Origin of the sequence: Thermoanaerobacterium butyriciformans, assembly GCF_017874545.1 — a bacterium.
GTDB classification, from domain to species: domain Bacteria; phylum Bacillota; class Thermoanaerobacteria; order Thermoanaerobacterales; family Thermoanaerobacteraceae; genus Thermoanaerobacterium; species Thermoanaerobacterium butyriciformans.
In genome coordinates, this window is the sequence record NZ_JAGGLT010000012.1 from 1 (window position 1) to 26,851 (window position 26,851).

A 26,851-nucleotide genomic window follows, 5' to 3' on the forward strand; every position below is an offset into this window, starting at 1 on the left:
ATATCACGATGAATGTAGCGCAGTTTGGCGTATGAGCGAAAGCGAAAGCCGTCACAACGCATAGACGGCGTTAGCCAAACAAGCGAAATGAATCGATGATATATTAGATAAGCGAAATTTGTGAGCGTTGATAAGATTTTTTCGAAAGATGCAAAAGGACAAATGAACAAAAGATTTCCGGTGGCAATAGCGGAGGTTAAAAACCCGTTCCCATACCGAACACGGAAGTGAAGCCCTCCAGCGCCGATGGTACTGATTACTCGGGAGAGTAGGTCGCTGCCGGTAAAAATTTAGTAAAAGAGGTAGTCTGTTTTTAATGGACTATCTCTTTTTTGTTTTATATATTGATTGTAAAAAAATATTATTAAAAAAGATAAAAACACTTGATAAAAATGCGAAATTATAGTAAACTTAATTGTGCATATATGATTTAAAAAGTTATTTAACCTTTACATAATTGTAGTGCAATATATTTATTAATAGCGATGAGAAAGGGTAAATGTTATGAAAAAGGTAACTATACAAGATATTGCTAATGAGCTAAATCTATCGCGAAACACCGTTTCAAAGGCATTAAAAAATAGTGATAAAGTATCTTATGAAACAAAATACAATGTTGTAAAGAAAGCAAATGAGTTAGGATATTCAAAACTTTCTTCGAGTTTATTAAATTTATTTAAGATAAAAGAAAAAGACGATGATGTTAAGACAATTATCGTGTTGGCTAGAAGAGAAATATCGCCATTTTGGAATAGCATTGTAATGGGAATAGCTGATGAACTTAAGGAGACAGGAAGTAAATTACAACTTTACTTTGTCAGTGATGAAGAGGAGAGAAACAATATTCTTCCTATAGAGATGGATGAGGATGTCACTGGCATTATTATATTAAGTGTTTTTTCAAAAGAATATATAGATGAAATAAAAAAGTACAAAATTCCTATGGTTTTTCTAGATGCACCTGTTGATATTTCAAGTATAGCTTATGACTATGATATTATTATTCCTGAAGGTGAAAAAAGCATAGAAACAATAACTAAAGATCTTATTGCAAAAGGGTGTAAGAAAATTGGTTTTATAGGGGATATAACTTATTGTAAATCTATTAATGACCGATTTAAAGGATATTTAAAAGCATTAAATGATGCAAACATACCTGTAGATAACACTATTATTGCAACATATCATACGGAGCATAAATTTTATGTAACAGAAGAAGTTGAAAAGGCTCTTGATGGATTTGCATATATACCGGACGCAATTGTTTGTGCTAATGATAACATTGCATTAGATGTTGTGCGTTATTTAAAAGATAAAGGTATATCAGTACCTGATGATGTAGCTGTTACAGGATATGATGATTTGGAAAGCATGGCTAAAGTTATAGAACCGTATCTTACGACCGTTCGTGTTGGCAATCAAAGGCTGGGCAGGCGACTTGTTCAGCAACTAATGTGGAGAATTGAAAATCCTGCTTTTCCAACGGAAGTGACATTTATTTATACTGAAGTTATTTTTAGAAAATCTTCAGAAAAAATCATTCATAACCACCATGCTGATGCATTTAATTAAAAATTTGATTTTTTATTGTTAAAGACTCTTTTATGCACTGTGAAGTTGCAATTATTAATTTAACTTATACTGTGCAAAAAGAGTCTTTTTAATTTTAATAATTATTAAGAATAATTTTGTTTTTAACGCATTAATAGTGCATGAAATGTTGCAAAATAACTATATAATGATAATTGATTGCCAATGTAAAATATAATAATGTAAGTAAAAAAATACAAAAAAATTATTCTGATAAGGATTGCATTAGTTTAAAATATCTGCTATAATATAGTTAATCAATATAAATGTAATAATAATACACAATAAATTCACAATCAATACACAATTTATACACATCTCAAAGAAGGGATTGAAAGCATGAGATATTTAAGGTATTTATTATTCACAATAATGTTTTTAATTTTTAGCTACAATTTAGTATTTGCTTCTACAGGTGATAATTCTACAAGTGTAAAACTCAACAGCTATTATGAAAATTATAAAGAGATTCTTAATGAGGCAGAGATAAAGGGGATTAATTACAATGAATATTTAAAAGAGCACGATACGAAGTTAAGACCAAATGTAAAATATGAAATCGATGCAAAGGATTATATAAATACAGATGGTATGCAGGTAAAGGAATATGCCAATTATAAAGGAATGGGCGGTATATCTATATATACGGGAGAAAAAGGATATATTGATTATAATGTCAATATAGAAGAGGAAGGCTTTTATGATATATCTATTGTCTATTATCCCATTGAAGGGACGGGTGGGCCAATTCAAAGAGCTATATTTGTTGACAGTTCTTTGCCATATAAAGAGCTTGGATTGGTTGAGTTTCAAAGAATATATGTTAATGCAACAAATAAATGGCAGAGGGATAATAGAGGCAATGACATAATACCAGAACAAAAAGAAAAACCTGATTGGATAACAAGTTATTGTTATGACAGTGAAGGTTATGTTACAGAAAACCTTTCTTTGTATCTGACTAAGGGTGTTCATAAAATTACACTCTACTCTATACGAGAGCCAATGTTACTTCACAAGATAATATTAGATAATTCATCAAAAGTTTTGCCATACAGTGAGGTTATTAAGAATCTTGATGGAAAAGGAATAAAAGATACTTTAAATCAAGAGATCCGAATTGAAGCAGAAGATGCAAACAAGAAATCTTCACCTATGCTTCATCCTACACAAGATAAATCATCCCCTGCTGTATATCCGTATAGTCCAAAAGAGTTAAAAAATAATACAGTAGGTAGTGATGGCAATTGGAGTATCGTTGGACAATGGTTAGAGTGGGACTTTAATGTACCAGAAAGTGGATATTACTACATTACAATGAATGTGCGACAAAATTTCGTAAGAGGAATTTATACTTCCAGAAAGATAACAATAGATGGGAAAGTCCCGTTTGAGGAAATGAATAGTTATGGTTTTACGTACAATAGTCAATGGCATATGGTTACATTAGAAAATTCTAAAGGTGAGAAATATAAATTTTATTTAGAAGCGGGAAAGCATACCATCAGAATGGAAGTTGTTTTAGGAAATTTTGGGAACATAGTTTCACAAGTTCAGGGAGTTATGCAAGAGCTTAATTCAACTTATAGGAAAGTAATTCGCATAACAGGAGTTGATCCAGATAGTTATAGAGATTATAACATAGAACAAAATATACCCGAATTAGATAAAGAATTAATAGATGAGAGAAATAAGCTCAATGCTGCTATAAAGGATCTTCAAAAAGTTGCAGGAACAGGGAGCGATAGGGAAGCTGCATTAAGTACTATGGTAGCTGATTTAAATTACGTTATTCCTGATGTTGAAAGACTTCCTGCTATATTAGGAGCTTTCAAAATGGACATTAGTGCATTAGGGACATGGATTACAGGTGTCGTGAATCAGCCTTTAGCTGTTGACACGATTTACATACATTCACCAAATGTAAAAATTACAGAAAGAAATAATTCTATCTGGAATAGATTTGTACATGAGGTCAAGAGTTTATATTATTCATTTGTAATCGATTATAATGCTATTGGCAATGTTGCAAAAGGAGGACGAGGTACAAGGACAATTACAGTATGGATTGGTTCTGGAAGGGATCAGGCAAATGTTCTTAAAAAATTGATTGATGAGACATTTACGCCAAAAACCAATATCAATGTTAATGTCATGCTTGTGGATATGAACATGCTTTTACCAGCTACTTTAGCTGGGCAAGGCCCTGATGTTGCTGTTCAAGTTGCTACTGATTTACCAATGAATTATGGATTGCGCAATGCTGTAGTAGATTTGAAAAAGTTTAGAGACATAGCTGATGTAAAGAAACAATTTAGGGAAAGTGCCATGGTACCATATGAGTTTGGCGGGCATACATTTGCGCTACCTGAGACTCAGACTTGGCCGATGATGTTTTATAGAAAAGATATTTTGGATGAATTAGGACTAAAAGTACCGGAGACGTGGGATGAAATGGAATCAGCACTTTCGGTATTAAGTAAAAATCAAATGGATCTTGGAATGTTACCAGACGAGAATATTTTTGCAATGTTATTATATCAAAATGGTGGAAAATATTATAATTCTGATGCTACATCTTCAGAATTAGATAGCGATGTAGCAGTCAAAGCATTTAAAGAGTATTGTAAATTTTATACAGATTATAAACTGGATACGCAGAATCCAGTAGATCAAAGATTTAGAACTGGTGAGGCTCCAATTGTAATTGCAGATTACACTTTGTATAATCAACTTCAAGTTTCTGCACCTGATATAAAGGGATTATGGGGATTTAGCATGGTTCCTGGTACAGTAACGAAAGACGGAAAGATAGATTATTCTGTTGGAAGTACTGGAACTGCTACTATAATGTTAAAACAAACGAAAAATGAGGAAGCCTCTTGGGAATTCATGAAATGGTGGGTTTCTACAGATACGCAAATAAAGTATAGTCAAGAGTTGGAGGCTTTGATGGGAGCTGCCGCTAGATATCCTACAGCAAATATCAAAGCATTTGAGAGCTTACCATGGCCGTCTGACGATTATGATGCTTTAAAAAGCCAAGCGAAATGGGTTAAAGGGATTCCACAGATACCTGGAAGCTATTTCACATGGAGAAATATAAACAATGCATTTTATACAGTTGTTTTTGCCGAAAACAATAACAAAATGGAGCCAAGAGAGGCTCTTACAGAATATGTAAGGTATATTAACGATGAGATTACGTTTAAGAGGCAAGAATTTGGGCTTTCAATTCCTAAAAAATAAGGAGAGAGAATAATGAATCAAGTAGATGTTGCTTTAGATCAACCAATGATAAATGTTGAAAGAAGACATAGAGACGAATGGTCACTGAAAGCTAAAATAATAAAGAATAAGACGTCGTATATAATGATAGCACCTTATTTTATATTGTTTTTTCTATTCACTGTCCTACCTGTACTGATGTCGATGGCATTGAGCTTTACAAATTTTAATGTTTTAGAATCACCCAAATTTATAGGCTGGAATAACTATATTAGGGCTTTTTTAGAGGATGATGTTTTTAGAATTGCTATAAGAAATACATTGATATTTGCAGTTATAACTGGACCAATAAGTTATGTAATGTGTCTTTTATTTGCATGGATGATAAACGAATTTAACGGTAAACTCAGGACGTTCCTTACATTAATATTTTATGCACCATCGATATCAGGGAATGCTTATGTAATATGGAATTATGTATTAAGAGGAGACAGATATGGGATTTTGAATGGAATATTATTATCACTAAATATTATAAATGCACCAATAGTTTGGATGAAAACAGAAAAGTACGTTATGACATTTTTGATTATTGTCCAATTATGGCTGAGCCTTGGAACAGGGTTCTTAACGTTTATAGCAGGATTACAGACAATTGACAAATCAATGTATGAAGCTGCTGCTATTGATGGCATAAAAAATAGATGGCAGGAACTTTGGTACGTGACTCTACCTTCCATGAAGCCTCAACTACTGTTTGGAGCTGTAATGCAAATAACTCAGTCATTTGCTGTTGCAGATATATCAATACAACTGGCCGGTAATCCAAGTGTCAATTATTCAGGAGCAACTATAGTGACGCACTTGATGGATTATGGATCTATAAGATATGAAATGGGATATGCTTCTGCTATTGCTACTATTCTATTTTTATTGATGGTTGGTTCCAACAAACTAATTGGGAAGCTTCTTAGAAGGGTAGGTAATTGAAATGATAAATGATAAAGTGAGTTTAAAATTTCACTTTCATATAAAAAGGCATAGAAAAATAAACCGGTCGATGGCAGGCAATGTTACTTTATTTATATTTATGGGCATAGCTGGAATATTTATGGCAATTCCATTGGTGTTTGTAGTAAGTAATGCATTTAAACCTTTGGATGAATTATTTAGATATCCACCAACGTTGTTTCCAAGACATATTACAACTAATAATTTTTCGGACTTGTTTGTGCTTATGTCAAACTCGTGGGTACCATTTAGTAGATATATATTAAATACAATTATCATAACAGGTGGTGGAACTTTGGGTCATGTAATTGTAGCATCATTAGCAGCTTACCCATTAGCAAAACATGATTTCCCTGGGAAAAATCTTTTATTTAGCATGGTTGTACTGTCACTCATGTTTACATGGCAGGTAACACAAGTGCCTAACTATTTGATTATATCAAAATTAGGAATTAATAATACTTACTTAGCTGTTATTTTGCCGGCATTTGCTTACGGATTAGGATTGTACTTAATGAAGCAATTTATGGAACAAATACCAGATTCGCTTTTGGAGTCAGCTAGACTTGATGGAGCAAGTGAATTTAGGATTTTTTGGTCAATTGTAATGCCTAATGTAAAACCAGCATGGTTAACTCTTGCAATATTGCAGTTTCAAACGATGTGGGGCAATACAGGAAGCCAGTTTTTAAGGGATGAGCAATTGAAACCACTCCAATATGCATTATTTCAAATTGTCAATAGTGGGCCTGCAAGACAAGGAGCTGCGGCAGTTGTTACTTTGATTATTGCGGCTGTACCAATAATATTTTTCCTAATTTTTAATAGCAGCATCATAGAGACAATGACGACATCAGGTATGAAAGAATAAGGGTGAAAAAAATGGTATATAAAAGATTTTTAGCATTTATGGCAATTATAATGTTAATATTATCAGATTCAGTTTATGCTTTATCATATATGAATGTCCCATATTACACTTATAATTACGATTATTGGGGAAATATTTATTACACTCCACCTGCTTATATTCCGCAAAATGTTTTAAGTGGTGTTGGTATTGGATGTGGAGATTTTAAAAATCCACAAGATATATTTGTGGATGACAATAAGAAGTTATATATAGCTGATACAGGGAATAATCGAATAGTTGTATACGATTTGAATGATAAAAAAGTATCGGAAATAAAGGGCTTCGTTAATAATGGAGTTGAAGAATCTTTTAAGTCTCCATCAGGTATATATGTGACAAGCGACGGTAAAATCTACATCGCTGATACTGACAACAACCGAGTTGTAGCACTTAATAGTGATGGTACATTGTATAAAATAATTAAAAATCCTAAATCGAAAGATTTAGGCAAAGATTTTCAGTTTTCGCCACTTAAGGTTGCTGTTGATTATGCAGGCAGAGTATATGTAATTGCTAAAAATTTATTTGAAGGAATAATGTCTTTTGATAATGAAGGAAATTTTACTGGATTTGTAGGTACAATATATGTGAACATAAGCCCGTATGAAAAAATATGGAGAAAGTTATCAACAAAAGCACAAAGGAAAAGTCAAATACAATTTATTCCAACCGAATTTACAGGAATTGATATAACATCAGATGGTTTCTTATATGCTACAAATATAGATGCAAATGGCAAACAATCTGTTAGGAAGTTGAATCCTAAAGGACAAGATATTATAAAGATGAACAATAATAATTCAAAGCAATCAGGGACACTAAGTGGTGATCTATTTTGGAGACTTAGTGGGAACTACTCTGGGGCATCCCAAATTATTGATGTAACATATAGAGATAATGGAATATATTCAATTTTGGATAGAAGAAGAGGAAGAATATTTACATACGATGATGAAGGAGATCTCCTGTATATATTTGGTGGACTTGGGAGCCAAGAAGGTACTTTTAAAAACCCGATTGCCATTGACAAGATAGGTGACGAAATACTTGTTTTGGATATGGGTAGAGGGAATATAACTATATTTGTTCCAACAGAATACGGGAGTCTTATAAATAAGGCAGTTTCAGAAAGGTACAATGGCGATGAAGCATCAGCAGTGGAATTGTGGAAAAGAGTTATAAAACTTGATTCAAATTTTGAATTGGCTTATGTTGGTGTTGGAAAATCATATCTTGCTTCTGGAGAAAACAAAGAAGCCATGAAATATTTTAAGTTAGGCATGGATAGAACATATTACTCTATTGCTTATAGGAGATACAGAGATGACATTTTAAAGAAAAATCTTGGATACATTTTAACTGTTATTATTGTTTTAATTGCAATATATGTGATAAAGAGATTGTTTAAAAGAAAAAAGATAAAAAAAGATGGTGGTTCAGTGTATGAGTATTGATAGAGAAAAATTGCTATATCCATTTTATGTAATGATACATCCATTTGATGGATTTTATGAAGTACGCAACAGAAATAAAGGTAGTGTTGCCATTGCTTTAATATTAGTTTTTCTATTTGGTTTGTCATTTTCACTTAGAAGAAATTATGCAGGTTTTGTAGTGAATTTTGTAGATCCTCGGTCAGTTGATAGCAGGACAGAAATTATTGCCGTTTTTTTGGCAGTATTCTTGTTTGCCATATCAAATTGGTCTATAACAAGTCTGACAGAAGGTGAAGGCAGATTTAAAGATATATTAGTTGTTATAGGATATTCTTTACTGCCAATGATATTGACATATACACCTGCAATAGTTATATCATGGTTTATTGCACAAGGAGAAGGTAGTTATTATTATCTCTTAATCAATGCTGCTACGCTATTTACAGTTATTTTAATGATTATAGGGATTATGACTATTCACAATTATACATTTGGCAAAACGTTAATTACGATTGTATTTACATTTATTGCGTTGTTACTTATTCTCTTTTTGATATTACTGCTTCTCTTTTTGATACAGCAAGTTTGGCTATTTATACAAAGCTTGTACATAGAAATGATTCTAAGAGTATAGGAGTGCGGAATATGAAAACTATAAAAAGATATCGATTGCCAATTGTTTTTATAATTATTGCTGGATGTATCGTTTCGTATATAGCATATGTATATTTTCATTATTATGCATTCGAAGCATATAAAAGTGAATTATCAAAATATAGTTATGAGAAAGGCAGCAGTTTTACACCATTAAAAGACAGTAAACCTGAAATAGATGGTATGGTTTTGGCTGCCGAAAATGATATTTTGAAATTATATACAAACACAAAGACGACAGAAATTGCTATATACGATAAAAGATCGGGGCAAATAATCTATTCTAATCCGGTGGATAGAGAAAATGATCAAATTGCAAACAATGTAAATAAGGTAGCTCTCAATTCGCAGTTTACTGTGACCTATTATGATTCAAATATGACTGAAAGTACAATGTACAATTACGATTCAAGTGTTATAAAAGGACAGTATAAAGTTGAGTCTATAAAAAATGGTATAAGATACATATATTTATTAGGCAACTTAGACAGCCCTACTGGAATTGTACCTAAATATATTACTGAAGAGCGATTAAACAAAGTCTTAAGTAAGCTAAATGAAAATGATGCAGATATAATTAGATATAACTATATTAAGTCAAAGAACTTAGATGGGTTTTTAGAGCTTACAACTGGTGCATTAAATAATAAAATTGGAATGCAAAAGATGAATTCTTTATTTGAAAAAGCTGGTTATACAAGAGAAGATTTTGATGCAGATAATAAAGCTGCAATCAAAGCCGGCGCAAAGATGGAAGAACGTACTACGTTTAGTATACCTTTAGAATACAGACTTGATGGTGATAAACTAATCGTTTCTATTCCAACTGGGAAAATTGTTGAGACTGGTAGCGGAAAGATTGCAAAAATAGATTTATTAAACTATTTTGATGCAGGAAACATGAATGAAATGGGTTATATATTTGTTCCTAATGGTTCAGGATCATTGATTTACTTCAACAATGGCAAAAAGGTTGAAGAATATAGACAAGACGTTTATGGAGAAGATGATGCAACTAAAACGTATGATGCTGTAGAAAAGACTCAAAAAGTAAGATTGCCTGTATTTGGAATTAAACATGACAGAAGTGCAGTTTTTGCAGAAATAACAAATGGAGATGCATTAGCCACTATTGTAGCAGGTGTTTCGGGTAATATCAATAGTTATAATTATGTATATCCTTCTTTCACATTAAGAGGGACCGAAAAAGTTTCAATGTTTGGAGCTACAGGTGCATCCGCTGATTTGCCATCAGTTGAAAAAAATATGTACAATCTTGATATTAATGTTTCATATGCTTTTTTAAATGATGATGATGCAGATTATTCGGGTATGGCTAATTATTACAGAAATGAATTAATTAATAGAAAAGTTTTGAATAAAAAACAAGATAATAAATCAATACCATTTTATTTGGATATTGTTGGAGGAGTTAAAATACAAAAAAATATACTTGGTATACCTCATATGGAAATATTTCCTATGACAACATTTAAGGAAGCCGGCGTTATGATTGATGACTTTATTAAAAATGGAGTTTCTAACATAAAAGTAAATTATTTGGGTTGGTTTAATGGTGGTTATTATCATGATGTTGCGACGAAGATAAATGTAGTAAAATCACTTGGAGGCAGGAAGGGTTTAGAAGAATTAAATAGCAAATTAAAAGCATCAGGACAAACCCTGTTTGGAGATGTAGCATTTCAGAAGATTTCATACGAAGCAAAAAATTTTAATTGGAAAATGGAGGCATCAAGATATTATTCTGGGTACGTTGTATCATTTGGTTTACCCAACCCTGCTACAATGAGAGAAACAGGGGGACTTGGATACTATGAAAATAACTACTATATTCTATCTCCTAAGTTTTTGATTAGACATGTTTCTCAATTTGATAATGCAATTAAAAGTATAAATATATCTGGAATATCATTAAGGGATTTAGGAGATACATTGTCATCCGATAAAAGAAGAACGGATGTGATTGATCGTCAAGAAGCAGAAGAAATTGTAATTAATCAAATAAAAGATTTGTCGCAAATTAAAAAAGACATGATGATTCAAGGCGGAAATATGTATTCTCTAGCATATGCTACTGATTTAGAAAATGTTCCTTCTGTTGACAATAAGTTTTATATAGTAGATGAAGAAGTTCCCTTTTATGAGATGGTTGTGCATGGATACGTAAATTATACTGATACGCCGATAAATCTCAATGGTGGTTTTGATAAGCAAGAAACAATACTTCATTTAATTGAATACGGCTTATCTCCGCGGTTTACTTTATCGTATAAGGATTCCAGCGAAATGAAATATTCAAGTTTGAATTACTTTTATTCTACGCAGTATAACATATGGATTAAAGATGCTAGTGATATTTACAAAAAGGTGAATGATGTTCTTAAATGTGTTGCGAATAGTGCAATAGTTGATTTTCAATCTGTTGAACCAGGTGTAAATAAAATATCATATGAGAATGGTTATACAATATATGTAAATCATAACGATGAGAGCATAAATATAGGTGGTATAAATGTAGCAGGCAAGAGTTATGTATTAGAGGGGGCTAAATAATGAACAAGAGGTTAACGCTTAAACAAAGAAATGCTATCGTAGGTTTAACATTTATCTTGCCATGGTTAATAGGCTTTTTGATTTATTATGTAGGGAGCTTGTTTTTGACGATTCAGTTTTCTCTAAGTAAAGTAATAATAGGCAAGACTGGTGGATATACTACATCATTTATAGGCATTAGTAATTTCAAAAATGCTTTGTTAGTAGATCCAAATTTTAATCAGATTTTGGTCAATTCAATCATTGATATATTGATTGATATACCATTCATCATATTTTTTAGTTTGTTTATTGCGATCTTGTTAAATCAAAAATTTAAAGGTAGAGCTTTTGTTAGAGCAATATTTTTCCTCCCTATTTTGCTGACAGCGGGAGCAGTTCAATCTAGCTTACAATTAGCAACACAGCATATTATGGGTGGTGCGAGCGCAATGATGAAAGAATTAACCCCATCTAGTGGAGTAAATGTCAACTATTTTTTAGGCATTTTTCAGGAACTAGGATTACCCTCTGTTTTAGTTGACTATGTTACAAGTTTGGTGTCTAGGATTTTCGATATTGTGAGGGCTTCAAGTGTGCAGATAATAATATTTATTGCAGCTTTACAGTCGATACCTAATTCATTATATGAATCTGCAAAAATAGAAGGTGCTACAAGTTATGAAATTTTCTGGAAAATAACGTTTCCTATGGTTACCCCTTTAATATTGGCAAATGTTGTTTACACTGTAGTTGACTCATTTGTCAATAGTAATGTAGTTGAACTGGCATTCAATGAAGCCTTTACAAATTATAACTATGGACTAAGTGCAGCAATGAGCATATTAAGTACAGTTGCAATACTTTTAATATTAGGGTTAATAACTTTATTTATAAGCAGAAGAACATTTTACTACAATTAGAAAGGAGGAAACTGATTTGCCAATCAGCATTATAAAGGCATATGTAAAAAAATTTGATAAAATCACTATAGATTCTAATACATTGTCAAAGTATTATGGTAAGCTAAAAGGTTGGCTTTTTACGTTGTTTAAATTTGCAATATTGTTAGGTTTATCATACATAATATTAGGACCACTAATAAATATATTCAGTAATTCGTTTTTTTCATCAGAGGATGTATATAATCCCGCAGTTTTTATGATACCTATAAAACCTACTTTAAATAACTACCATTTGGCTTTATTGAGATTAGATTATTTTAGTACGTTAGGGCATACGTTAATATATATTATAACTATTACATTGATACAGATATTAATTACATCTATGGTAGGATATGGTTTTGCACGATTTGATTTTCCTTTAAAAAATCTCCTATTCGGTTGTGTGATAATTACTATAGTTTTGCCTACACATACGATTATGTTACCTCTGTATCAGCATTTTAGAAATTGGGATCTTTTAGGTGTATTTAGATTATTAGGTATGAAACCTATTAACCTACTTTCATCTGAAACGCCAATGTACTTAATGACGATATTTGGAACGGGATTGAGATCTGGACTATTTATTTATATATTCAGACAATTCTTCAGAGGTTTACCAAAAGAGCTTGAAGAAGCGGCGTTTATAGATGGAGCTGGTCCATGGTATACGTTTTTTAGGATAATGTTAGTAAATGCTATGCCAGCAGTGATTACAGTAGCTGTATTTTCTATGGTATGGCAGTACAATGATACATTTTATTCTCAATTATTTACTATGCCAACAGATCATATATTGACACTTAGATTATCTACAATTCAAGCAACATTGGAATTTATTGATGAGATAAAAGATCCAATGGTATCACAGCTGGCTGTGTATGCAGGTACAATTCTAATAATTTTACCAATATTAGTAATATATTTATTGATGCAGAAGTATTTGGTAGAAGGTATAGAGAGAAGCGGCATCGTCGGTTAATTTAAGTTGATTTTCAAGGATCTTTACTTGCCATATAAACTATAAGATAAGCTAGTGGTAAGTAAAGAAATCCTTTGAAAATATAGGCATAACAAAAATATATGTTATGCTGATTAATCAAATAAGAGGAGGTTTTAAAAATGAGTAAGATGAGTAAGAGGCTCATCGCGGTATTTTTAGCATTAGTCTTAATTTTCTCACTTGCAGGGTGTTCTAACAGCAACAGTACTAAGACAAGTGATAAGACGACATCAACGACAACTGATAACAATTCGACTACAAAAACTGAAGCAAAACAGGACGAAAGAGATGTACGCTATCCAGCATTTGACTTTGGTGGTAGGACTATAAAAGTCGGCTTGTGGTGGGACTATTATTATGACAGTGACAATACCAGCATAAATGATGATCCAAATCTTAGCAATGCAAAAACTGCACAGATGAGATTAGACAATGTAAGGAGAATAGAGAAAAAATACAATGTAAAGATTAAATTTGAAAATTTAACTTGGGATGGTATTATAAAAAGCATAAATACATCAATACCTGCTGGGACCCCTGAGTGCGATATTTACTTGACGGATTTGCAATTTGGCATTCCTGCAGTAGCCCATGGATTAGCTCAGGATTTAAGCAAAATTGCACCTAAAAATAGTGACTTATTTACTGACAATAAAATAGTCAGACCTTTGAAAGTAAATGGAGGAACTTATTTATTTCAAGAGCAGGGATTGCAGACGAGTGGAATATTCTTAGGGTACAATGCTACTATGATAAAAGAATTAGGATTGGAAGACCCGCAAGAACTGTATAAGAATGGCCAATGGACATGGGATAAATTCGAGGAGTATGCACGCAAAGGAACAAGAGATACAAATGGCGATGGAGCAGTAGATGTATATGGATTCGGTGGAGTCTTTACTGATTTAGTTAATGGATTGTTGATGAATAATGGTGGCTCAATAGCTGCTACTAAGACTGAAGGATTAAGTTCAAAGCCTACGATGGAGACACTAGATTTTATAAATAAATTATACAATGTAGATCATTCTGCTAGACCTTGGAATACACAAGATTGGAATGATAATTTGTTAGCATGGTCATCAGGAAAAGTTATGTTCTGGACTGCTCAAGCATGGCTATTAAAGCAAGAAGCAGATAAAGCATCTTCTAATGGCGGCTCTGGATTGCCATTTGATTACAAAATAGTTCCATACCCAGTTGGACCCAGTGGTGATGGCAAAATATACAGTCCTGTACAAGGAAACTGGTATATGATACCTGTTGGGGTAAAAGACGCAGATAAGGTATATCAAGTATTTGAGGATTTCTTGGATTGGTACAATGGAGATACAAGTCTAAGAGATGATCCTACATGGTTTGAAAGCTGCTTCCAAAACGAAGATGATGTGAAATTAGCTTTAGATTGTGATCAAAACCAAAAGCTTGACATATGGTCATCATTGTCAAGTTCAGGATTTGATTTTGGTGCAACGATTTGGCAGCCAATTATAGTAGATAAGAAAAGTACTGTTGCACAAGCAGTAGAAGCTGCAAAACCAGTTTTGCAAGGTGCATTGGATAAATTCTGGAGTGGCAGTCAGCAATAAATTAAAACTTCAAAAGATATTGAAGGTTATAGTGCCAATAAGCAACCCCAATATTGTGGCACTATAACCATTATTTTTGTGTATGTTAGATATTATATTGAATTTAGCACAAAAATTCAAAATTAGGGGAATAGATATGAAAAAGTTTTGTATTCTTCTGATGTGCATTATCGTTCTTATAAGTGGGTGCAAATTTAATTCAGTGACATCAAGTGGAAAGGATATTGAAAACAAAAAAAGTGCAGTTGTAGAGAAAAACACTGAAAGTACAGAAAATGTAGGAGACTTTGAATTATATTTGGAGGCTGAAGATAATGCAGCTGTTACTGGCAATGTAAGGAAGGGAAATAGTGTAAAAGGATATTCAGGCAGTGGCTATCTAGATGGCTTAGAAAATGATAGTGATACAATTAGTTTTAATGTTCGTATACCAAAGGACGATTTTTATGACATAGATTTCATTAGTGCAAGTTATGATGGTTATAAAGAGAATAATGTATATTTAGATGGCGATTTGATTGGAGTATCAAAGGTTACTGGTACTGAATTTCAGGATTCTGTGCTAAAAAGAATATTTTTAAGGGCAGGTCAGCATGTTATAAAAATGACAAAAAACTGGGGGTGGATTAGACTGGATGCTTTGAAAATAACTAAATCTAAAAGATTTGATGAAGGCATTTATAAAGTATCAAATAAACTGGTAGATCCAAAAGCTACTGAAAGTACTAGAAAACTGATGCAGTACTTAGTAGATATGTATGGCAAAGAGATTATATCAGGACAATATGCAGACAAAGGAGTAAATAGCCCAGAATTTCAAGCTATTAAGCAGGCAACAGGAAAGATGCCAGCAATATTAGGATTAGACTTTATAGACTATACACCATCGAGAGTAGCTCACGGTACAGTTGGAAAATCTGTTGACTATGCAATAGAATTTAATAAATTAGGCGGAATAGTAACATTTTGCTGGCATTGGAATGCGCCAGAGCCTTATTTATACAATACGGAAAGTGAACCTTGGTGGAAAGGATTTTATACAGAAGGAACAAATATAAATTTGGAAGCCATAATGGACGGAAGAGATAAAAAAGGCTATGAATTATTGTTACAAGATATAGATGTAATAGCTAAGCAATTGAAAAGATTGCAGGATGCTGATGTTCCAGTATTGTGGAGGCCACTTCATGAGGCCAGCGGAGGTTGGTTTTGGTGGGGTGCATCTGGGCCAGATGCTTATATTAAGCTATATAGACTTCTTTTTGATCGTCTTACAAGCGTTTATGGTATACATAATTTAATATGGGTGTGGAATGGGCAAGACCCTAAATGGTATCCAGGTGATCAGTATGTAGACATTATAGGTATAGATATTTACCCGGGAGAGAAAGTATATAATTCTCAATCTGCAAAATTTAATGAAATATTGGAATGGACTAAGTCTAAGAAAATAATAACCATGTCTGAAAACGGGTGCCTATTTGATCCTGATTTAGCTTTTAGAGATGATGCTAAATGGTCATACTTTAGCACATGGCAGGGAGAATTCGTTACTTTAAATAATACAAATACATTATCAGAAAAATACACAGAAAAATATATGTTTCAAAAAGTGTATAATAGCGATAAAGTTATAACATTAGATGAATTGCCAAATTTAAAAAAATATGGCGACAATAAATGAGCATGTAGAGGCGGTTTTTTTATAAACTGCCTCTTTTAAGTTCTGGATTTATGATTTTCTCAAAGGTATAATATAAAAGAAAAAAATTTTATGGTGATGAAATGATTATGAAAATTAAAGAAGACTTTGTAAATAAGATGAGATTTCTGTTAAAAGATGATTTCGAGAAGTTTATGATGGAATATGAAAAAGAGCCTTATAGGGGACTTAGAGTCAATACGCTAAAGATTTCTGTTGATGAGTTTTTAAGGATTTCTCCATTTAGATTGATATCTGTACCATGGTGTGATACAGGATTTTACTATGATCAAAATGATAAACCAGGAAAGCATTATTACCACGATGCTGGTTTATTTTATATTCAGGAACCGAGCGCTATGGCGGTAGTAGAAGCATTGAATCCTGTGCCAGGGGATATCGTATTAGATTTAAGTGCGGCGCCAGGAGGTAAATCTACACACATAGCTTCAAAGCTCAATGGGGAAGGCTTATTAGTATCAAATGAGATTAATTCCAAGAGAGTAAAAGTTCTTGCAGAAAACATTGAAAGGATTGGTATAAGAAATGCTGTTATTTTAAATGAGTCACCAGAAAAACTTGAAAAGACATTTAAAGATTATTTTGATAAAATACTTGTTGATGCCCCATGTTCTGGCGAAGGAATGTTCAGAAAAGATGAAACGGCAAGAGATGAATGGTCTTTGGAAAATGTGTTAAGCTGTGCCTATCGCCAGAAAAAGATATTGGATAGTGCATCATGCATGTTAAAGCCTGGTGGAATAATGGTATATTCAACGTGTACATTTTCTCCGGAAGAAAATGAAGGTGTAATCGACTATTTTCTAAAAAATCACAGCGACTTTGAATTAATAGAAATTTATAAGCATAAGGGATTTGATAATGGACATCCAGAATGGGCCAATGGATGCAGTGACTTAAGAAAATGTGTAAGGCTTTGGCCACACTTATTAAAAGGCGAAGGTCATTTTATAGCTAAACTCAGAAAAAATGGCAGCTATGATAAGAGCAGCAATAGCAAAGTAAAATTTAAACAAAGAAAGGGATTTGTTGACAAACTATTTTACGATTTTATTGACAATTATCTCAATATAGATGTGGAAAAATTGAATTTACAAGAGATGGGTGATCATGTTTATCATATTCCTGAAGAAACGATGGACTTATCTGGAATAAAAGTGTATAGATGTGGATTTGATCTGGGACAGTTAAAAAAAGGAAGATTTGAGCCATCTCATTGGCTGGCAATGGCTTTAAAAAAAGATGAGACCAAGAGAATTTATAATTTGAGGGCTAATGAAATAGAATCATATATTCATGGTGAAACATTAAATATCGATATCGATGATGGATGGGTACTTCTTTTAATTGATGGCTATTCAATTGGTTGGGGAAGAGCAGTTAAAGGAGTATTAAAAAACTATTATCCTAAAGGCTTAAGAAAATAAAATAAATTTTTAAAACAAGGTACATAATAATATTTACCTTGTTTTTATTTTTATGAGAAAAAAATAATAGGAAATTGGGAATAATAATTTTGTCACTATATTTTGGGATAAAGGAGATGTGTTTTTCTTGGAGTTTATTACATTTGTACATATATTAATAGGAGCTTTGTTGATACTATTTCTGTTAATGATTTTCAATAGGTATTTAAAAAAGAATGATTATGAAGAAAGGGATTTACATGATGTTTTGCTGAATCATGATGAACTAATGAGACATGCTCAAGATTTAGCGCAGAACCATTATGTAATGAAAGACACTAAGCTAAATTATATGCTTATACCACGTATGAACAAAAGCTATAGCTACATAAAATCTGTTTACAGAAACATTAACATGGCTGGAGAAACACAATCAATATCACAAGATGCTGAATGGCTTTTAGATAATTTCTACATCATTGAAGAGCAGGTAAAAGAGATTAGAAAAAGCCTATCGAAAGGTTATTATTCAGGGCTTCCAGGACTTAAGAACAGCATATTAAAAGGTTACCCAAGGGTATATGCTATTGCGTTGGAACTAGTGTCACATACAGACGGAAGAATTGATGAGGATACAATCGTAGATTTCATTAATGCTTACCAGTCGAAGTCGCTTTTGTCAAGTGGTGAACTGTGGGCACTGGGCTTGATGATAAGAATTGCATTGATTGAAAATATTAAGAGAAGCTCAGAAAAAATAGTTATTACACAGAAACAGTGGAATAAAGCCGATGAAGTTGCAAATATCATATTTGCAAATAAGAACATGACATTTGATGATGTTAAAAAATTAATACATGATAAAGTGCTGACTGTAGGAAGAATACCTACATCCTTTTTTGAGAGGCTGTTGCAAAGAATAAGGATGGAAGGTGATGATTCAACAATACTAGTACAATATATAGATAGAATTCTCCAAGAATACGATACGAATATATCCGATATAGTCGAGCTAGACCATCAAATATTAGCTGCAAGACAGGTGGCAATCGGCAATGCTATAACCAGCCTTAAATATGTTTCAACATTAGATTGGGCGCAGATATTCGAAAAGCTTAGCAACGTAGAGCAGATATTGAGGCAGGATCCTGACGGTACATATGAGATGATGGATTTTGAATCGCGGGATTATTACAGACATGAAATTGAAGAGATAGCGAAAAGATACAATACGTCAGAGACATATGTTGCCAGAAAAGCTTTGGAGTGTGCAAAGGAGGTATTAAATGACAACAACAAGCCAGGATACATAAATCATGTAGGATTTTATATAATAGGCAAGGGTAGAAGCATATTAGAAAGCAAAATAGGACATAAGAAAAACAATTTGAAATTAAATCGTATCGTAAAAAAACACATAGCCGTCTTTTATATATCATCTATCATTGCATTGACAATATTGATTGCAGCTGCTTTGTCAGTTCTTTTAATCATGAAAGGTGCAAATGTCGCTTATGCTGCTACTATAGCAGCTATATCTATAATACCTGTAAGCGAGATTGTTGTACAGGCAGTTAATTGGGTGATAATACATGTTAAAAAGCCTACAATAATACCAAAGATAGAACTTAAAAACGGTATACCTGAAGAATCTGCGACTATGGTAATTATACCAACACTGCTAACAAGCGTTAAAAGGGTTAAAGAGTTATTGTCGCAGTTGGAAGTAATATATATATCAAATAAAGAAGATAATCTTTACTTTGCTGTTGTTGGAGACTTTAAAGATACTAAAAAAGAAAAATTAGATGACGATGAGGAGATAATAAACAGTGCTCTTCAAGGCATAAGAGAGCTTAACGAAAAATACTCCAAAGGGAAAGATATATTTTTCTATTTCCATAGAAAGCGAGTATTTTGCGAAATGCAAAATGCGTATATGGGCTGGGAAAGAAAAAGAGGTGCCATAATCGAGTTTAATGAACTTTTAAATGGTTCAAAAGAGACAAGTTTCTACATAAAAAGTGTAAATGTTGAAGATTTGCCAAGTATAAAATACGTCATTACACTTGATGCAGATACAAATTTAATAATGGATACTGCTAAAAAACTTATTGGGACAATGATGCATCCACTTAATAAAGCAGTGATTGACAGAGAAAGAAATATAGTAGTTGAAGGATATGGACTTCTTCAACCGAGGATTGGGGTGGACATTGTCTCTTCCAGTTCGTCTATTTTTTCTACGATATTCGCAGGATATGGCGGTATTGATCCTTATACGACTGCAGTTTCTGATGTTTATCAGGATCTCTTTGGAGAAGGCATTTTTACAGGGAAAGGAATATACGATGTTGCGGTATTTAGAAATATTCTTAAAGATTTGATACCTGATAATTCAGTGCTAAGCCATGATTTGCTTGAAGGTTCTTTTGTGAGAACAGGGCTTGTGACAGATATTTTGTTAATTGATGGTTTTCCGTCAAAGTACAATTCGTATATGATGAGATTACATAGGTGGGTAAGAGGTGACTGGCAGCTTTTACCATGGCTCGCAAAAAGGATTAGAACAAGAAATGGCGATTACATAGAAAATCCTTTGTCGATAATCTCAAAGTGGAAAATAATCGACAATTTGAGAAGAAGCCTTGTAGCGCCATTTACTCTGCTTCTGTTGTTTATTGGTATTTTGTTGCCAATAAACAGCATGTTAACATACTTACTGGTGCTATTAGTCATGTTTGCACCTTTTATCGTTGGTGTGATTGACATTTTGATAGGAAAGATTAGATCAAGGTCAAACAACCGCGACAATTTACTCACAAACAGCATTAAAAAAACATTTTATACAGGAGCACTGCAGTTTGCATTTTTGCCATATCAAAGTTATATGATGATGGATGCGATAATAAGGACTCTATACAGAGTCTATATATCAAAGAAAAATCTTTTAGAATGGATAACAGCGGCAGATATGGAAAGGCGGCTTAAAAATGATTTTTTGAGTTTTTTAAGCAAAATGTGGATATCGATATTAGTAGGGTTTATTTTTATTCTATCGAGCGCATATTTTAAACCGGTTATGTTGTATTATTCTGTGATTATTGCATTAATATGGGTGGTATCGCCTTTCATTGCATATAAGATAAGCTGTCCTATAGCAGAGCACGAATCAACTTTGGAAGAATCAGACATTAAAGAGCTAAGGAGATTAGCGAGAAAAACCTGGAGGTATTTTGAGGATTTTGCAACGGAGCAGGATAATTATTTGCCTCCTGATAATTTCCAACTAGATCCTTATGCAGGAGTAGCAAGGAGGACTTCTCCAACAAATATTGGTTTGTATCTTTCATCTACAATATCAGCTAGAGATTTTGGATATATTACTACTTCTGAGATGATAGACAGAATCGAAAAGACGGTATCCACCATAGAGAAAATGGAAAAATGGCATGGACATCTTTACAATTGGTATAAAACAGATAGTCTAGAGCCACTTAAACCATACTATGTCTCTACAGTTGACAGCGGAAATCTTGTTGGATATATGATAGTACTTAAAGAAGGATTAAAAGAGGTCTTAGACAAGCCTTTAACTGAAAATTTACGGGATGGATTGTTAGACTTGATAAACATATTAAATGAAGGCGTAAAAAACAAAAAAATAAAATTTGAGATGCCTAACAGAGATTATACTGTCTGCGATTGGTATCAACACCTTAAGCGGCTAAAAAGTGAATTGGATGGTATAAAATTGGATGACGAGGATGGATGGTACCCAAAAACTGTAGAAACTGTCGATTCATTCATTAAAGAATTGGAAGATTTATTGCCAATTGTCAAGAAAGAAAATGAATACGAAAAATTGTTTGATTTAAATAATGATATTTCATTAAATAGTTTAAAAGTCAGTTATAAAGAAATTATAGATTCACACGCATCTATGGAGGCAGAAGAATTTATAGAGCCATATAAAAAAATTACATCTTTGATAGACAGGGTACACGATTTGATAGGCAGATTAAGCAATCTTGTTGAAAAGACAGAGTTTAGACCTTTATTTGATACAAGAAGGCAGCTTTTTTCTATAGGCTACAATATTGAAGATGAAAAATTGACAAAGTCCTATTATGATTTGTTTGCATCAGAGGCAAGGCAGGCTAGTTTTATAGCTATAGCAAAAAAAGAAATTGATGTGAAACATTGGTTTAGAATGGGAAGGATGGTAACAGTAGAAAATTATTTAAGGGGCTTAGTTTCTTGGTCAGGAACCATGTTTGAATATTTTATGCCTCTTTTGATAATGAAGAACTACAAAAATACGCTTTTAGACCAGACATATAAGTTTGTCATCATGATGCAGAAAAAATATGCCCAAAAGTATGACATACCCTGGGGGATATCTGAATCAGGTTTTTACTCTTTTGATATCAAGCTTAATTATCAGTATAAGGCGTTTGGAGTGCCTTGGATGGGCCTTAAAAGAGGACTATCCCATGACATTGTGATAGCACCGTATGGAACAATGCTGGCTTTGCAGATAGATCCTCAATCTGTTGTGAAAAACATAAAAAAATTAAAAGAACTGGGAATGGAAGGCAAGTATGGTTTTTACGAGGCGATTGATTTTACGCCAGAAAGGATGCCTTATGGGAAAAAATATGCTATAGTTAAAAGCTTTATGTCGCACCACCTGGGTATGAGCATGTTAGCTTTAAATAACTTCATAAATAAAAATGTGATGCAGAAAAGATTTCATTCAGATCCTTATATAAAATCAGTTGAAATATTGCTACAAGAGAGAGTACCAGATGGTACAATGCTGCTTAAAGAAGAAATAGAGGCACAAAGGGAATTTGAAGAGCCAAAGAGGGAAGAAGTAAAGACAGTGAGAGTGATAGAGGAATTAGATAGCTTTCTTCCACAAGTCCATATTCTCTCAAATGGAGATTACTCTGTGCTTTTAACAGATAGAGGTACTGGTTACAGCAAAAAAGAAGGAACAAATATAACAAGGTGGAAAAATAGCCTGGATGAGATTCACGGAACATTTATATTTGTGCAAAACATAAACTCAAATACTACTTGGTCTACAACGTATGCTCCATTTTATGCAAAAGATGAAAAGTACAAAGTAGTATTTAAGCAAGACATGGCCAAGTTCATAAAGAAGGTTGGTAATATTGATACTGAGACAGAGGTGATTGTTTCTCCTGAGGATAATGTGGAGATAAGGCGTGTCACATTGAAAAATCATAGTAGTAATTCAAGGACACTGGAGGTGACAAGCTATTTTGAACCAGTTTTAAGCGATATTAATGCTGATATAGCCCATCCGGCTTTTAATAAGTTGTTTATAAAAACAGAGATTTTGCTTGACAGTGATATGATAGTTGCTAACAGAAGACCTAGAGATTTGGGAAAATCATCTTTGTGGGCTGCTCACGCTGTTTCTGTTGAAGGCGGTGAGACAATAGGTGATACACAGTTTGAGACAGACAGAACAAAGTTTATAGGTAGAGGCAGGACTCTTAGGAATCCCAGGGCTCTTGTAGCAGACAGACCATTATCGAATTCAGACGGTCCTGTCCTTGATCCTGTCATGTCTTTGAGAAAAAGAATAAAATTGGAACCAAATCAGACAGCTAAAGTAATTTTCATTACTGCTGTGGCAGAATCGAAATCTGAGGTTGTAAAACTGGCAAACAAGTATAAAAATGCCGGAGCTACCGAAAGGGCATTTGAAATGTCAGTATCCCGCGGTAAAGTGGAGTTAGACTATCTCAACTTAAAGTCAGACGAGTTAGGTCTTTTTCAGCAGATGCTGCCCCACATAATATATTTAAGTCCTGTTAGGATGAAAAAGGCAGATTACTTATTGAAAAATAGAAAAGGCCAGTCTGGACTGTGGGCGTACGGTATATCTGGCGATATTCCAATAGTGCTTTTAGAAATCAGCAAAAAAGAGGAGATACCAATATTGAAGCAACTGCTGAAGGCTCATGAGTATTGGAGGATGAAAGGATTATATGTAGATTTGGTGATTTTAAATAATGATAAAGGCGGTTACATTGATGCATTAGGCGACAAGATTAAGGATGTAATAAGCGGCAGTTTTGCATACAACATAATAGGAGAATATGGTGGTGTATTTCTGCTTAATAAAAGCAATTTAAAAGATGAAGATTACATTTTATTAAATACTGTTGCAAGGCTTTCGCTTACAGCTGGCATGCCTATTGAAAAGCAACTTGAATATGATGCTGGTGAAAAAGATAGTAAATCCAAGTTGCTTGATATAAAAAATGCAGAAAAAAATTACCCTGTTCCGCTGCCAGAAAATATACTACTGCATTACAGCAATGGATATGGTGGGTTTTCTATGGATGGACATAAATACGTGATAGATTTGGATGGTGACAAGGAGACGCCTATGCCGTGGATAAACGTAATTTCAAATTATAAATTTGGCTTTCAAGTTTCTGAATCAGGCAGTGGCTACACCTGGTCAGAGAACAGCAGAGAATACAAGATTACACCATGGTCAAACGATCCTGTTTTAGATGAAAGCGGGGAAATCTTATACATCAGGGATGATTTGACTGGTGCCTTTTGGACGATTACAGCTAAGCCCATAAGAGATGGTGGACAGTATATTGCAGAGCATGGATTTGGACACACATTGTTTAAGCATGTTTGCTCAGGAATAAGTCATGAAATGTTAGAGTTTGTACCAATGAATGATACAGTTAAGATATCGCTTGTAAAACTTAAAAATATTAGCGGTGAAAAAAGGATGTTAAGTCTATACTATTATGTAAAGCCTGTATTGGGTGTCTTTGAAAATTTAACATCCCCTTATATAGTGACGGAAATGAACAAAGACATGAATGCGCTGCTTATGAGAAACGTGTTTAATGAAGATTTCCCTGACAGGATATCTTTTGTAAGTGCGTCTTATAAAATACAATCATATACGGGAAACATGTCGGAATTTCTGGGACCTGATTTTGACACCAAGCGACCAGAATCATTAAAAAGAGAATCTCTATCGAATAATGTTGGAGTTGGGTTTAGTCCATGTGCTGCAGTACAAATTAATGTCGATTTAGAAGAAAATGAGGAAAAAGAGCTGGTATTTTTGCTGGGAACAGGCATGTCGACAGATGATGTCAGCCGCATAATAAATTATTACAAAAATCTGGATAATGTGAAAGAAGCTTTGAGTTATGTGGATACGTTTTGGAACAATTTTGTTGGAACAATACAGGTAAGCACGCCTGATAAGTCAATGGACTTACTATTAAACGGATGGCTCCTTTATCAGACCATATCCTGCAGAATATGGGCAAGATCTGCATTTTATCAATCAGGAGGTGCATATGGTTTTAGAGATCAGCTGCAGGATACTATGAATGTGGTATATGTGGCACCGGAACTTACGAGGGCTCAAATATTAAATGCCTGTGCACATCAATTCAAAGAAGGAGATGTTCTTCATTGGTGGCATCCGGGTACAGATAGAGGCATAAGGACAAAATATTCAGACGATCTTCTCTGGTTGCCTTATGCTGTAGCGGATTACGTAAGCGTGACAGGTGACACGGAAATACTAAATGTTAAAATGCCTTTTTTGGACGAAGAACTGCTAAAGGATGAAGAAGACGAAAGGTATGGCAAACCAGTAGTATCAGATGAAGTTGCGACAGTTTATGAGCATTGCATAAGAGCCATAGAACATTCATTGAAATTTGGTCAGCATGGAATACCACTGATGGGTTCTGGCGACTGGAATGATGGAATGAACATGGTGGGCAACAAAGGAAAAGGTGAGAGCATATGGCTTGGGTGGTTTATGTATGTTACACTTAAAAAGTTTATACAAGTTTGTATTGAAAATAACGACTACGAGAGGGTTGAAAAATACAAAAAGGTTGCCGATGACATAATCAAATCAATTGAAGAAAATGGATGGGACGGAAGCTGGTATAGAAGGGCATACTTTGACAGCGGAATTCCGCTTGGTTCTAGTCAAAACAATGAATGCAAAATAGATTCAATAGCACAGTCATGGGCTGCAATATCTGGTGCAGCCAAATGGGATAGAGTAAAAGAAGCGCTTGATGCGTTGGAAAATTACTTGATAGATTATGACAATGCCATTATAAAGCTTCTGTCTCCACCTTTTGACAAAGGTGATCTAAACCCCGGCTATATTAAAGGATATGTACCTGGTGTTAGGGAAAATGGCGGTCAGTATACACATGCAGCAATATGGGCTATAATGGCATATGCTGTAGTTGGCGATGGGGATAAAGCGTATAGGCTTTATTCCATGATAAATCCAATAAATCATTCCAGGACGCCTATTGAAAACTCTAAGTATAAAGTTGAGCCTTATGTCATGGCTGCCGACGTCTACGCAGTAGAACCAAACACAGGTAGAGGGGGCTGGACATGGTACACTGGTTCTTCTGGATGGATGTACAGAGTAGCAATTGAGCACATATTAGGATTTAAGAAAGAAAAAGATATGGTTGTTATAGATCCATGTGTGCCTAAAGATTGGACGAAATACAAAATAGAATATATATACAAAAATAATACTAAATATATAATACAGATAGAAAATCCTGAAAGGGTAAACAGAGGTGTACAGGAGATCAATGTTGATGGAAAGATAATGAATGACAATAAAATTGCTCTCAAGGATGACGGGCAGACACATCACGTATCTGCGATGATGGGAACGAAAATATCAGTTAAAGCGTAAAAATCAGCGGATGAAGTATATTCAT

At 33.6% G+C, this 26,851-nt stretch carries 13 protein-coding genes and 1 rRNA gene; all 14 read left to right on the forward strand.

The window, feature by feature from the left end:
* The first annotated feature begins 176 nt into the window (after positions 1 to 176).
* The 14 genes from rrf to J2Z80_RS06285 all read left to right on the forward strand — a co-directional run bounded on the left by rrf (position 177) and on the right by J2Z80_RS06285 (position 26,826).
* Positions 177 to 285, forward strand: a 5S ribosomal RNA gene (gene rrf, locus J2Z80_RS06220).
* Between the two features lie 219 nt (positions 286 to 504).
* Positions 505 to 1,572: a LacI family DNA-binding transcriptional regulator gene (locus J2Z80_RS06225; protein ID WP_209453632.1), complete on the forward strand. Its 1,068-nt coding sequence runs from the start codon at positions 505 to 507 to the stop codon at positions 1,570 to 1,572.
* Positions 1,573 to 1,962: 390 nt separating this feature from the next.
* On the forward strand, positions 1,963 to 4,839 hold the full coding sequence (locus J2Z80_RS06230) for an extracellular solute-binding protein (RefSeq protein WP_209453633.1): 2,877 nt from the start codon (positions 1,963 to 1,965) through the stop codon (positions 4,837 to 4,839).
* A 12-nt stretch (positions 4,840 to 4,851) separates the two neighbouring features.
* Positions 4,852 to 5,808: a carbohydrate ABC transporter permease gene (locus tag J2Z80_RS06235; RefSeq protein WP_245301185.1), complete on the forward strand. Its 957-nt coding sequence runs from the start codon at positions 4,852 to 4,854 to the stop codon at positions 5,806 to 5,808.
* Between the two features lie 70 nt (positions 5,809 to 5,878).
* On the forward strand, positions 5,879 to 6,700 hold the full coding sequence (locus J2Z80_RS06240) for a carbohydrate ABC transporter permease (RefSeq protein ID WP_245301186.1): 822 nt from the start codon (positions 5,879 to 5,881) through the stop codon (positions 6,698 to 6,700).
* Between the two features lie 11 nt (positions 6,701 to 6,711).
* Complete coding sequence (locus J2Z80_RS06245) at positions 6,712 to 8,196, forward strand: NHL repeat-containing protein (RefSeq protein ID WP_209453635.1); 1,485 nt, start codon at positions 6,712 to 6,714, stop codon at positions 8,194 to 8,196.
* Positions 8,186 to 8,812, forward strand: a complete 627-nt coding sequence (locus J2Z80_RS06250; protein ID WP_209453636.1) for a Yip1 family protein — start codon at positions 8,186 to 8,188, stop codon at positions 8,810 to 8,812. The genes J2Z80_RS06245 and J2Z80_RS06250 overlap by 11 nt, the downstream gene beginning before the upstream one ends.
* Before the next feature lie 11 nt (positions 8,813 to 8,823).
* Entirely contained in the window at positions 8,824 to 11,406 is a 2,583-nt protein-coding gene (locus tag J2Z80_RS06255; RefSeq protein WP_209453637.1) for a DUF5696 domain-containing protein, read from the forward strand.
* Entirely contained in the window at positions 11,406 to 12,308 is a 903-nt protein-coding gene (locus J2Z80_RS06260; RefSeq protein ID WP_209453638.1) for a carbohydrate ABC transporter permease, read from the forward strand. Before J2Z80_RS06255 ends, J2Z80_RS06260 begins: the two co-directional genes overlap by 1 nt.
* Positions 12,309 to 12,324: 16 nt before the next feature.
* Positions 12,325 to 13,314 (forward strand): carbohydrate ABC transporter permease, encoded by a 990-nt coding sequence (locus tag J2Z80_RS06265; RefSeq protein ID WP_209453639.1) that lies wholly within the window; start codon positions 12,325 to 12,327, stop codon positions 13,312 to 13,314.
* Between the two features lie 140 nt (positions 13,315 to 13,454).
* Entirely contained in the window at positions 13,455 to 14,924 is a 1,470-nt protein-coding gene (locus J2Z80_RS06270; RefSeq protein WP_209453640.1) for an ABC transporter substrate-binding protein, read from the forward strand.
* Positions 14,925 to 15,060: 136 nt separating this feature from the next.
* Positions 15,061 to 16,608 carry a glycosyl hydrolase gene (locus J2Z80_RS06275; protein ID WP_209453641.1) on the forward strand — a complete coding sequence of 516 codons (1,548 nt, stop codon included), beginning with the start codon at positions 15,061 to 15,063 and terminating at the stop codon, positions 16,606 to 16,608.
* A gap of 101 nt (positions 16,609 to 16,709) precedes the next feature.
* The gene (locus J2Z80_RS06280) at positions 16,710 to 18,074 is read left to right on the forward strand and encodes an RsmF rRNA methyltransferase first C-terminal domain-containing protein (RefSeq protein ID WP_209453642.1); all 1,365 of its coding nucleotides are present in this window, start codon (positions 16,710 to 16,712) and stop codon (positions 18,072 to 18,074) included.
* A 127-nt stretch (positions 18,075 to 18,201) separates the two neighbouring features.
* A complete protein-coding gene (locus J2Z80_RS06285) occupies positions 18,202 to 26,826 on the forward strand; it encodes a glycoside hydrolase family 94 protein (protein WP_209453643.1) in 8,625 nt (2,874 codons plus the stop codon).
* The last annotated feature ends 25 nt before the right edge of the window (positions 26,827 to 26,851 follow it).